Origin of the sequence: Candidatus Enterococcus willemsii (genome assembly GCF_009933335.1) — a bacterium.
Lineage (GTDB): Bacteria > Bacillota > Bacilli > Lactobacillales > Enterococcaceae > Enterococcus_F > Enterococcus_F willemsii.
Genome location: NZ_MAEL01000042.1, coordinates 12,082 through 23,748, shown reverse-complemented (window position 1 = coordinate 23,748; position 11,667 = coordinate 12,082). Strand labels below are relative to the sequence as shown.

The window sequence follows — 11,667 nt, the reverse complement described above, 5'->3', positions numbered from 1 at the left end:
AGGTTTATTTCACGAAAAAGAAAATCTTACCATTCATAAACAAACTCTGAACTATCGTTCGGTAATTAATCGAAAATAGACGAATTCAAGAACAAAAGCTAGCCTATTCGCTAGCTTCTAGTCCATTATTCACTGTTGATAAAATACCATTCACAAATTTTCTTGACTGATCATCGCTAAACATTTTAGCTAATTCAATCGCTTCATTCAAGGCCACTTTATTCGGTACATTATCTACATACATCATTTCAAACAATGCAATGCGTAAAATCGTTACGTCCATTTTAGAAAGACGTTGAATGCTCCAACCACGACGCAAATGATTTTTGATTGTCTCATCTAATTCTGCTTTATGCTCACAGACTCCAGTAACTAATAAATCTAAATAGGTAGGAACAAAACTTTCTTGCTCCTCATCAACCATTTCTTCATGTTCTAATTCAAGTGCATGAACAATTGCATCATGTTTGGTTAGGTCTTTATTAAAATCTAATGGAAATAACGCCTGTACTGCCATTTGTCTAATTTCATGTCTAGATAACTCTTTACTCATTGTCTTCCTCGTCATTCCCGAATAATTCTTCTATATCTAATTGTTCCGCTTTTTCAGGAACGACTGCCACTACGTGAACATTGACTTCCGATAATTCAACATCTGTCATAAATAAAACTTGTTGTTTCACGCGTTTTTGAATTTCCATCGCTACTTTAGGCACAGAGACACCATATTTCATGTATGTGTAGATGTCTACTTTCAAACCTGATTCATCAGCTTCTAAATGAACACCTTTGCCGTAAGCTGAGCGTCCTAATAATTCTGTTACATTATTTGCAAATGTTCCTTGCATACGATACACACCATCAACTTTTGACGCTGCAATGCCAATAACTACTTCAATGACTTCTGGAGCAATAACAATCTCTCCCAGTTCCTGATCGGCATCTAATACGAAGTTTCTTTCATCGACCATTCTTAATTCCTCCATCTTGGCATACTGTATTTTATTCCATTGTTATCAAAAACAACTACAGTATTTCTAGTATTTTACTGACAAAATTGGAACTTTTAGTTTATTTCTACAAATAACTTTCTCATTTAGCTCCTTGTCACGTATTGGTTTCAAATAGATTATACCAGAGATACTGTTGAATGAACATCATTTTCCATTCAAGAAATCCCTAGATATAGCTATCTAACCAATGATTTGCTTATAGAATAATTAATTCTTTAGGCGCATGGGTCAAGACTTTATTTCCTGTTTCAGTAATTAATAAGTCATCTTCAATACGGACACCACCAACACCTGGTAAATAGATTCCTGGTTCATCCGTAATCACATTACCAGCTACAAATGCTTTGTCTGCACGGAAAGATACATTTGGCCCTTCATGTATCTCTAAGCCAATACCATGTCCTGTTGAATGACCAAATGCTTCACCATAACCAAACGATGCAATATAATCACGTGCCACAGCATCCAACTCAATTCCTGTCATACCAGGTTTCGCTGCTTCCAATACTTTGATTTGGGCATCTAACACGATTTGATAAATCTCTTTCAATTGTTGGCCTGGATCGCCAATTGCAAACGTACGAGTCATATCAGAAACATACCCTTGATAATAGCAACCAAAGTCTAAGGTAATCAAATCACCTTGCTCAATCACTTTTTCACTAGCTACGCCATGAGGCATCGCTGAACGAACACCACTAGCGACAATTGTATCAAAAGATACACTCGTTGCACCTAATGAGCGCATAAAGAAATCTAGTTGATTGGCTACTTCAATCTCAGTCATTCCTGGACGAATCATTTTTAAGATATGTTCGAATCCTTGATCACCGATACGGCAAGCTTGTTGAATTAATTTTAATTCTTCTTCATCTTTTACTTCTCTTAATTCTTCAATCATTCCTGAGATCGGTACTAGTGCAGATTCTTCAATAATATCTTCTAAAACAGAATACTCCGCAAAACTAACATGTGATTCTTCAAATGCTAATGCGTTGATTTCTTCTTCCTGACAAATTCGTGCTACTTCATCAAAGATCGGTCCAGCATTCTTAACAATTTCGAACCCTTGTGCTTGTTTTGCTGCTTGTTCTGTATAACGAAAATCAGTTACAAAAAAGGCTTTATCTAAAGTGATAACTGCCAATCCAGTCGTCCCAGTAAAATTAGTTAAATAGCGAAGATTATAAGGACTTGTTACTAAAAAACCATCTACAACTTCTTTTTTCATTTTTTCTCGTAGTTTTTGGACTCGTAACATGTTAATAATTCCTTCTTTCCTTTTAAATTCACTTTTCATTATAACAAACTTCTGACTAAAGCGAAAAGGGAAGATTCTAAAAAGAAGATGAGCAACACTCTGCTCATCTTCTCCTATTTATTTTTACCAAAAAAGAATGATACGACAGCTACAAAAATCACTGCCCCTAAAATAGATGGTATTAGGTGCATACCTGCTAGTTTTGGTCCCCATGAGCTAAATAAACTTTCACCAATTGATGAACCAATAATTCCTGCTACTATATTAAAAATACAGCCACGTTTTTCGCCAGTAATTCCACCAGCAATCATTCCAATAATTGCACCTACAATTAATACCCATAACCAATGCATGTCGAGCACCTCCTTGTTAATGTTACATTTAGTGTACCACACACAGGAATTGCGACAAAATAATAACTATTTATTAAATAACAAAAAATTATCTTTTCATTAATTTTGATAGTCCATTTTTGATAACACCAAAGAAACTTAACGACTGCACCATTCGACTAGGATCCACATATACGCGAATAGCTCGTAGTACTTTTTTTGGATCTTTCGATGCAAAAACAAATTCTCCATTTTTTTTCGTGCGAATCGCATAACGTGGAATCCATTTACCTTTAAATAAAATTGATGCGACTACATAATCAACTTCTTCCCAAGGAATTTGAATAAACTTTCTAGCGTCTCGGTCATTATAAAATTCAAAACCTTTATCACCAATCATAATTTTTCCATATTCAGTCATACCGGTAAAAGCTGTTGCTTTAATAACTAAATCTACCTTTGTATTCAATGATTGAACCACTTGCTTCACCCTTTCTAGTTCGAGTATAACGTGATTTCTTTATTTATACGAAGAAAAAAAGCCCAAGTTAGACTCGGGCTTTGATTTCTTACATTAAACCAATGCTGTGGAAAACAACACCAACGACGAATAATCCTAAGATGATTACAATTGGTGATACTTTTTTCTTCAATAACCACATACAGAAAATAGTTAGCAACAAGCCAGCTAAACCAGGAATCAAACTATCCAAGTTATCTTGTAAAGTTGTCACGTTGGTATCAGTTAATGACAAGCCATTTCCTTGTTGGATTAAGGCTTCTTTAATTCCTTCTGCTCCTGCCGGTAATTTATCCCACTCGATATATGCACCTTTGTCTAAAGGCACTTCAGATACTTTTGGTGCAAACGATACAGACACCCAGCGGTTAACTAACGAACCAAGAATAAACATCCCTAAAATCGATGCACCTTTAGTGATATCTTGCAACAATCCACCAGATAAATCTTCGGTAATTTTAGAACCTGCTTTGTAACCAAATTCTTGCGTGTACCAAGTGAATGCCATACGAATCACATTCCATGCAACGAAGTAAATAATTGGTCCTAAGATATTCCCACTCATGGCAAGGGATGCTGCTAAGGCACCAATAATCGGTTTCACTGTAAACCAGAAGACTGGGTCACCAATACCAGCTAAAGGACCCATCATCCCAACTTTAACCCCTTGAATAGCAACGTCATCCACTGGCGCGCCATTTGCTCTTTCTTCTTCCAATGCCAACGTTACCCCAAGAATAGGTGATGCAACATATGGATGGGTATTAAAGAACTCTAAATGACGTTCTAATGCTGCTGCACGATCTTCTTTTGTTTTATATAATTTTTTGATAGCTGGAATCATTGAAAATGCCCAACCACCATTTTGCATACGTTCGTAGTTCCAAGACCCTTGAAGGAAAGTGGAACGTAACCAAACAGATATACGATCTTTTTTAGTTAATTTGATTTGCTCTGTCATTTTTGTCCGCCTCCTTCTTAATAGTTATCAATGATATCGCCAATTGGATCGCCTGTATTTGATCCACCGCCACTATTACCTGAACCACCTTGTTTAGAAAGTGCTAGATAAATAAGAGCTAAAGCAATACCAATTGTACCAAGTCCAATAAGGGTAATTTCAGAAATTGTTGCTAAAACAAAACCAATAGCAAAGAATGGCCAAACTTCTTTTGAAGACATCATGTTAATAACCATTGCATAACCAACCGCTACGACCATTCCACCACCAATAGCTAACCCTTCAGTTAACCAAGATGGCATTGCATTCAATAGGCTACTTACTGGTCCTGCACCGACAGCTAAAATTAACCCTGCCGGAATCGCAATACGAATCCCTTGTAAACCAATTGCTAGAATATGCCATAATTCAACTTTACGAATATTCCCTTCTTTTGCTGCAGCATCCATGATGTGCACAAAACCAGTAGCAATTGTACGGCAAATAATTGTTAACAACAAACCAGCAACGGCAAGCGGTACTGCAATCGCAATAGCTGAAGAAACGCCCGCTCTACCTTGTCCACCAAGTACTAAAATAATTGCAGAAGCAACAGATGCTAACGCAGCATCTGGGGCAACAGCCGCACCAATATTCGCCCAACCTAAGGCGATCATTTGTAGGGTACCACCTAAAATCAAACATGGTATTAAGTTTCCTGTAACTAAGCCAATTAACGTACACGCAATAACTGGTTGATGGAAATGAAATTGGTCTAAAATGCCTTCCATACCGGCTAAAAATGCCACGATAATGACTAATATGATTTGAACAATATTTAAGTCCATAACTATTAATCCTCCATTTTCTTTTCTAAATTGCTTATCTGTTTAGTTCTGCTTGCGCGCGTCGCAAGATTTCGTCCATATTACCTTGACCATCATTTGGTACTTTTCGTACATCAAATTTAAGTCCTTTTTCTTTTAATTTCTTAAATGTATCAATATCATCTTGGCCAAATGCCAATACTTTGTTAGGTTGTACTTTACCTGGTGAATGAGCCATCGAACCAACGTTAATTGTATCTAATGGTACGCCACCTTCAACCGCACGCAACACATCTTGTGGATTTTCAAAAAGTAAAAGTGCTCTTTGTCCACCAAAATGTTGATCGTCTTTTGCAAGTTTAATCATTTGTTCAACAGGCACGACATGGGCTTTTACTCCTGGAGGTGCAGCTTGTTGAATTAATTTTTTGCGCAATTCATCTTTAGCTACTGCATCAGATACAACAATAATACGTGTTGGTTGTGTTGCCTTTGTCCAAGCAGTTGCTACTTGACCATGTAATAAGCGAGTATCAATACGTGCTAAGACATATTCAAATGTACCAGGTTTCCCTGTATTGCTAGGTGTTTTTTCGCTACTTTCTACAGCAACTTCAGGCTCTAATTCTTCTGGTTTCACTTTGACGCCATCTCTTGCAGTATTCAAAATAGCTTGTGCAATCTCTTGTGCCGAATTCATCGAAAAACGTGACGCATACGCTTCAATGACCATTGGTAAATTCATACCTGAAACAATTGCCCATTTGTCTTTATGATCTTCTAATAAGCTATTTGCTTGGTTAAAAGGCGTTCCTCCCCAAAGATCGACTAAGAATAACACTTCTTCTTGATCATCAAATGATTGAATTGCTTTTTGTAACTTTGCTTTGATATCATCTGGTCCTTCGCTTGGCTCTAATACGCAAGCGGCAACATTTTCTTGTTCACCGAAAATCATCGCCCCTGATTGTAAAATCCCCTTAGCGAAATCCCCATGACTTGCTAGGATAATCCCTACCATTTTCTTACCTCCTATTTACTAAAATACATGTTTTAGTGACTTATTTTTCAAACAAGTCCATCAAATGAACTTTACGATCAGTTGGAACTTTACGAACATCCAATTCAATTCCTTGGCTATCCAAATAACGAAACGACGCAATATCTGCTTCATCGACAGAAACAAAATTAGTCACCATCCGTTTTCCTCCAACGAAACGCATACCACCGATATTTAATGAATCTAACTGCAATCCCTTCCGAACTAATACTTCAACATCTTGAGGATTGGTAAATAATAGCATGACTTTTTGACTGGCTAATAATGCGTTATCAAAAATTTCCAACATACGAGCAACAGTCACAATATTTGATTGTATTCCTGGTGGTGCAGCTTCTTGTAATAAAAACTTCCGGAGAGAATCTTTCGCAACTTCATCACTAATGACGATAATTCGATTAATACCCGTTTGTTTCGCCCACGTTGTTGCGACTTGTCCATGAATTAGTCGATCGTCAATTCGCGCTAATCGAATGTCCAATTGTTTACACCTCCTATCCATTCTATTTAAAAGCAAGAAGTGTGCCAAAAAAATTTGAATACACTAGCTAATTAATAGTATTTAACACACGAAAAAACAATACACTAAAACGATACACTTATCTTGTGTATCGTTTTAGTGTATCTCATTTATTTATTTGCCGTTGAATCATTGACATTAAATAAAATTCTTCCATAACCGGAACCACCAAATTTAATGTTCGACCGAGAGACAATACATGTACATGCAACTTCTCATATTCAGCATTCATTAATACGCTTTGCTCATCTGTAGCTTCTCCTGTTAATGGTTGATTTAATAAAATCCGTTCCAACATCCCCGCAGCATGCAGAACAAAGTTAATTTTAAACCCTCTTTCTTCCAGAGAAATTTCCCAAGCAGTCATGACGTCTTCTGCAAATTGCCATAACGGTTCAATCATTTTTTTCGGATTTAAAAACGTAAAATTCTTCTCCAAAAACTCAATGCATACTCGTTTCGTTTCTTCTTGATCTAAGACAAGCGTCTCATTATCAATTACTTGTGAACTAATTAAGACTCGATCAATTAACTTTTCGGTATCCTGTGTAATAAAACGCTCCAAAGAGATAAACGGGACGGGTAAATTAGGGTTAACAATCCCTGTCACCGCCAGTAAATCATAACTTTTTTGAAGATCTGGTAATTTATCTTGTACTTCAAATACAGAAAGCGTCAAAATTTCGACATCTGAAATATTCTTTTTCGTCAATACTGCTTGAATCGTTTGTTTAATTTGTTTAGCAGTTCCTTCTCCTGATGCACAAATAGCTAAAATAGCACGCGGCAAATGTGTTTGCATGATTGGTTGAGTCAATTCTCCCATCCGACTATACCCGCGAAAATTCTCGAGCGATTCGTACAATTCGTCCAAATTCGTCCCTAAAACTGACGCTTTACGCACTGCTTCTAAGACAATCGGCGTGGTAACCATATCTATCGTCTTAACAAAAATTCCCGTCGTTCGTTGAATATCTGCATCGAAGGTCACCAGTGACCCCATATCCACCAATAACAACACACCGCTTCCTTCATCAACCGCAGTCACTGCTTGCTTCACTTTCTCTAATGCAATTTTTGGCGGCATATCTAACGGCATATCTACTGCTGCTACTTGCTCCACACCCAAAAGTTGTTTCACAACATCAACCATACTAGTGGCTGTGCTATTTCCATGCGCTGCGACAACTACTCCAATCTTTCCTTCCGAAGAACTACTACGCAAAGATACTAATAAAACAGCCAAGTAATATTCTTCACTAGCAGGAATCGCCACTTGGAACCACTCGCCAATGAAACGTCTGATTTCTTGCGCCACAGCAAATTCTTCTGGATATGCAGCGACCATTTCACGAATATTATCATTCGTTTGTCTGGTTTCACCTAACTCTATTTTTTTCAAAAAAGAACTAATGTGCAGACTCATGGCATAGACGAAATTTTGTTGAAAATCGGTGTGTAGACGTTGACGAACCATTTCATAAATTCGATTGGTCAACTCAATAATTTTCTGATCAACGAATTCACTCAATTTGTTATCTGCATAAAAAGAAAAGCCATGATCTTTATAAAAAGATTTCAAATGGATATTGATATCCGTTGAAATAAAGTGATTAATTGCTTCTTGGTCAACGCCATCTGCTTTTAACAAAGCAGCTTTATCACCAATGATATCGTATAAATTATAAGGCAGTTCATAAGAATCTGTCTGAATATTTAAGCTATCTTCGTTTGGCTGAATCACTAATTTAGACTCTAAATTTTGCGAAAGTTCCATCGACATCAAACGTTTATTGGCTAACATGAACAAGCCAGCCCGTATACCTTCTGGAACATCCTCTAAAGTGATGTCAATTTGAGCTTGATGCATATGGTTCAAAAAACCACGTGCACAAACCAATTGTACGTTTGATTTTAACTGCCCAATATTTCCAAAACTAACGCTACCAATCAACGCTTTTACAACATCTTCTGTTAAAGAAATCGTGCGTTGAATACGGCTCGCTTCGTGTGAAACCATCACTTTAACTAAATCTAACTTTTCATTAGCAGGACGCGTTTCAAAGGAGGGTAATTGAATATTAATTGGAATCCGTCGAACAAAAGTATCTAAAAGTGCAGAATTTGGATCTTCCGTTGTTGCACCAACAATTCGAACATCTGCAAAATGATTCTTCCCAGTTTCTCCTAAACGACTGTATGATCCATGATCCATAAAATAAAAAATCATTTCTTGACCTTCTGGTGGCAAACGATGAATTTCGTCTAAAAACAACATACTACCATCTGCTTGGTCAATTACTCCTAGCTTTTCAGTTTCTGCCCCTGTAAAAGCCCCTTTACTGTACCCAAACAAATGGCTCATCAACAATTCTGGATTATTGGCATAATCTGCACAGTTAAATACAATCAGTTCTTTATCAGCCGCTATAACCTGATTCGCTTTGGCAAATTGAAACATCGCATGGGCAAAGAATGTTTTCCCAGAACCCGTTGGACCTGTAATTAAACAATTTAACCCTTTAGGTGGATATAAAATCGCCGCTTTTGCTTGTTCACCTGCGTTTTTCATACTCCCATTCATCCCAATAATGTTTGAAAACAAATCATGCGTGTGCATCATCAAACCTGTATGCTGTGGTTCTGCTTTCGCGCGAGGTTGGCGTTCTTCTTTGTAACTTGGTACATATTTTTTCTTTACATTTTGAATATTCGCAGCGAGCATATAGCCGACTGGACGACCATCCAGTTTAATTAAACGACCTTCTCGAACAAGCGAATTTAAGTCTTTACTTACATTACTACGTTGAATTTGTAACGCATCCGCAATTTCAGCTGTCGTTACTGAACTGTTCTTATCAATAGCCGAAAAGTGGTTCTCTTTATCTACAATGTATTGATAAATTCGTTCTATACGTTTGCTCAACTTCTTCACCTCTCCTCTACTCCTCTCTTTTATTATATACACTTCCCCAACGAATTGCCAACTGACAATAAAAAACAAAAAAGCAAGGCAATCACTCACCTTGCTTCGCTTAATTCAGAAAACGGAATAAATGGTTTGGGTTTCTTTGGCAAATGCAACATTTTTTGCATCCAAATAACATCACACCACTGATTAAATTTAAACCCTAGTTGTGGAAACGAACCAATCACTTGATAACCTAGCTTTTCATGAAATTTCACACTCCGGTCATTACCTGCTGTGATACACGCAAGCAAATTTACAACATGTTGTTTTTTCAATACTTCTTCTAACGCACCATACAACTGAGTTCCAACACCTTTGATAGCACAGTTCTTCTTCACATAAACTGTTGTCTCGACAGACCAATCATAAGCTACTCGTCCTTTATAACTTCCTGCATACGCATAGCCTACAATTTCACCAGCTGTCGTTTCAGCCACTAAATAAGGAAAGCGCGTTAAAGTTGTTTCAATTCTTTGGCAAAAATCTACTAATGTTGGCACCTCATATTCAAACGTGATAGTGGTTTCTTCAACATACGGTGCGTAGATAGCTAGTAACACTGCCGCATCCTCTTTTTTTGCCATACGAATGAAAACGTCAGTCATTTGCTTTACCAGTATAGACTGTCAGATGTGACGGTAAAATTTCTAAATGAATAGGTAATTTCGGACCTTCATCACCATCAATATTCGTTCCTAATTCGCCCTCTTTTAATGCAATTTGACCTTTCGAGAACGTTTCATATCCTAAATTATCCGTCGATTTGTCAACACCTTTGATTAAATCCGGTAAACTTTTCACTGTATCTAGCAAACTTTCATCTTTTAAATAAATCGCATGCATTTTTCCATCATTGACTTCTGCATCAGCAAGCAATTGTTCAAAACCGCCGACTGAACGAGTTAAGGCAATAATAATCGTGCTGCTAGTTATTTCTTGTGTTTTCTCATCTAAAGTTACTTCAAAGTCATATGATTTATTACCAATTACATGTTTGATGCCAGAAGCAAAGTAAGCTAACTTACCAAATTTTGTCTTATCTTCCACGTCAACATCATTAATTGATTCAGGAATAGTGCCAATCGCTACCACATTCATGAAATATTGATCGTTAATTTTGCCAATATCTAATGAACTAGTCCGGTCTAATGATAATTGCGAAATCGCTTCTTCTGGATCCATTGGTAAATTAAGCGCACGGCCTAAATCATTAACTGTCCCTAATGGAAAGAAACCAAATGTTGGACGAAATTCTTCTTCAGCTAATCCACTAATAACTTCGTTAACCGTTCCGTCTCCACCCATCGCAAATACACTATCGATTCGCTCTTTTGCAGCTTCTTTTGCAAAATCTGTCGCATCGCCTGCTTTTTCAGTGTGTTTCACAATCACTTCTTGAAACAATTCTTGGAGCTTTGCTGTTGCTTGATCCTCATATTGCTTTGCCTCTTCGCCTCCAGAACTTGGGTTAACGATTAAGAATGCTTTTGTCATTTATTTTTCCTCCTCAATTTGCCAAATAAGCGTTACCGCTGCCTCTTCAATAATATCCGCTGGATGAAGCATTGGAATCGTTAGATGGTGAGATATTTTTTCTGATTGTAGCATAGTGGATGATAAAAATTCAGTTGTTCTAGGCGTGTACTCAATTTGAAGCAACTCACCTAATTGTACATTGGCAGCTGTCGCTAATAATTCCGCTTGTCTTCTGCCATTTTCAGTCGCCTGCAAAAGTAGTTGTTGTTCAACGACTTCTTGTTGAGCGACAGTAAATTGCACAGAAAGAACGGGATGAACACCAGATTCAGCAACAGCAGTTAAAATAGTTGTTAAATACGCTTGCTCTAAAGTCAAATGTAAGGTTATTTCTTGATAGGCTTCATAACCAACCAATTGCCATTCATTCTCCTGATTCATTTGCTCTTTCGGATGAATTGAAAAAGCGGTTGTTTTTATGTCTTCTTTCGAAAGACCCGCAGTTAACAAGACTGTCTCCAGTCGTTGCATGCGTTGATTTACTTCAGATAGAAGTTGTTCATATTCTTGTTGTGTCGTTGTTACACGTAAGGTTACAATCGCAACGTTTGGAGTTACCTTCACTCGCCCCAAACCTTTCACTGTTAGTTGTTTTTCCATCCAATCACACTCCTGTCTTTATTTTACACGAAAGTTGTTATTTATGTACAAAAAAACCCTACCTCAAAATGAGATAGAGTTAAATAA

General features: G+C 37.2%; 13 protein-coding genes. All 13 read right to left on the bottom strand.

Features of this window, described 5'->3' with window-relative positions; all coding sequences use genetic code 11:
• Positions 1–103: 103 nt before the first annotated feature.
• The 13 genes from nusB to BAU17_RS07720 all read right to left on the bottom strand — a co-directional run bounded on the left by nusB (position 104) and on the right by BAU17_RS07720 (position 11,580).
• Positions 104–553, bottom strand: coding sequence for a transcription antitermination factor NusB (gene nusB, locus BAU17_RS07780; protein WP_161902245.1), 450 nt, complete (start codon positions 551–553; stop codon positions 104–106).
• Entirely contained in the window at positions 546–971 is a 426-nt protein-coding gene (locus BAU17_RS07775) for an Asp23/Gls24 family envelope stress response protein (RefSeq protein ID WP_161902244.1), read from the bottom strand. The genes nusB and BAU17_RS07775 overlap by 8 nt, the downstream gene beginning before the upstream one ends.
• Before the next feature lie 238 nt (positions 972–1,209).
• Positions 1,210–2,274: a M24 family metallopeptidase gene (locus BAU17_RS07770; RefSeq protein ID WP_161902353.1), complete on the bottom strand. Its 1,065-nt coding sequence runs from the start codon at positions 2,272–2,274 to the stop codon at positions 1,210–1,212.
• 113 nt (positions 2,275–2,387) lie between these two features.
• Positions 2,388–2,627 carry a GlsB/YeaQ/YmgE family stress response membrane protein gene (locus BAU17_RS07765; RefSeq protein WP_161902243.1) on the bottom strand — a complete coding sequence of 80 codons (240 nt, stop codon included), beginning with the start codon at positions 2,625–2,627 and terminating at the stop codon, positions 2,388–2,390.
• Between the two features lie 88 nt (positions 2,628–2,715).
• Complete coding sequence (locus BAU17_RS07760; RefSeq protein WP_161902242.1) at positions 2,716–3,087, bottom strand: DUF956 family protein; 372 nt, start codon at positions 3,085–3,087, stop codon at positions 2,716–2,718.
• Between the two features lie 88 nt (positions 3,088–3,175).
• Positions 3,176–4,087, bottom strand: coding sequence for a PTS system mannose/fructose/sorbose family transporter subunit IID (locus BAU17_RS07755; protein ID WP_161902241.1), 912 nt, complete (start codon positions 4,085–4,087; stop codon positions 3,176–3,178).
• A gap of 17 nt (positions 4,088–4,104) precedes the next feature.
• The gene (locus BAU17_RS07750) at positions 4,105–4,914 is read right to left on the bottom strand and encodes a PTS mannose/fructose/sorbose transporter subunit IIC (RefSeq protein WP_161902240.1); all 810 of its coding nucleotides are present in this window, start codon (positions 4,912–4,914) and stop codon (positions 4,105–4,107) included.
• A 34-nt stretch (positions 4,915–4,948) separates the two neighbouring features.
• Positions 4,949–5,914 (bottom strand): mannose/fructose/sorbose PTS transporter subunit IIA, encoded by a 966-nt coding sequence (locus tag BAU17_RS07745; protein ID WP_161902239.1) that lies wholly within the window; start codon positions 5,912–5,914, stop codon positions 4,949–4,951.
• 40 nt (positions 5,915–5,954) lie between these two features.
• On the bottom strand, positions 5,955–6,434 hold the full coding sequence (locus tag BAU17_RS07740; RefSeq protein ID WP_161902238.1) for a mannose/fructose/sorbose PTS transporter subunit IIB: 480 nt from the start codon (positions 6,432–6,434) through the stop codon (positions 5,955–5,957).
• Between the two features lie 145 nt (positions 6,435–6,579).
• Entirely contained in the window at positions 6,580–9,399 is a 2,820-nt protein-coding gene (locus tag BAU17_RS07735; protein ID WP_202622299.1) for a sigma-54-dependent transcriptional regulator, read from the bottom strand.
• Between the two features lie 95 nt (positions 9,400–9,494).
• The gene (locus BAU17_RS07730; protein WP_161902237.1) at positions 9,495–10,049 is read right to left on the bottom strand and encodes a GNAT family N-acetyltransferase; all 555 of its coding nucleotides are present in this window, start codon (positions 10,047–10,049) and stop codon (positions 9,495–9,497) included.
• Positions 10,042–10,938: a diacylglycerol/lipid kinase family protein gene (locus BAU17_RS07725; protein WP_161902236.1), complete on the bottom strand. Its 897-nt coding sequence runs from the start codon at positions 10,936–10,938 to the stop codon at positions 10,042–10,044. Before BAU17_RS07725 ends, BAU17_RS07730 begins: the two co-directional genes overlap by 8 nt.
• Positions 10,939–11,580 (bottom strand): SIMPL domain-containing protein, encoded by a 642-nt coding sequence (locus tag BAU17_RS07720; RefSeq protein WP_161902235.1) that lies wholly within the window; start codon positions 11,578–11,580, stop codon positions 10,939–10,941.
• Positions 11,581–11,667: the final 87 nt, after the last annotated feature.

Coding starts and splice junctions, on each gene's coding strand:
- nusB (WP_161902245.1), bottom strand. CDS start 553: ATGAGTAAAGAGTTATCTAGACATGAAATTAGACAAATGGCAGTACAG.
- BAU17_RS07775 (WP_161902244.1), bottom strand. CDS start 971: ATGGTCGATGAAAGAAACTTCGTATTAGATGCCGATCAGGAACTGGGA.
- BAU17_RS07770 (WP_161902353.1), bottom strand. CDS start 2,274: ATGTTACGAGTCCAAAAACTACGAGAAAAAATGAAAAAAGAAGTTGTA.
- BAU17_RS07765 (WP_161902243.1), bottom strand. CDS start 2,627: ATGCATTGGTTATGGGTATTAATTGTAGGTGCAATTATTGGAATGATT.
- BAU17_RS07755 (WP_161902241.1), bottom strand. CDS start 4,087: ATGACAGAGCAAATCAAATTAACTAAAAAAGATCGTATATCTGTTTGG.
- BAU17_RS07750 (WP_161902240.1), bottom strand. CDS start 4,914: ATGGACTTAAATATTGTTCAAATCATATTAGTCATTATCGTGGCATTT.
- BAU17_RS07745 (WP_161902239.1), bottom strand. CDS start 5,914: ATGGTAGGGATTATCCTAGCAAGTCATGGGGATTTCGCTAAGGGGATT.
- BAU17_RS07730 (WP_161902237.1), bottom strand. CDS start 10,049: ATGACTGACGTTTTCATTCGTATGGCAAAAAAAGAGGATGCGGCAGTG.
- BAU17_RS07725 (WP_161902236.1), bottom strand. CDS start 10,938: ATGACAAAAGCATTCTTAATCGTTAACCCAAGTTCTGGAGGCGAAGAG.
- BAU17_RS07720 (WP_161902235.1), bottom strand. CDS start 11,580: ATGGAAAAACAACTAACAGTGAAAGGTTTGGGGCGAGTGAAGGTAACT.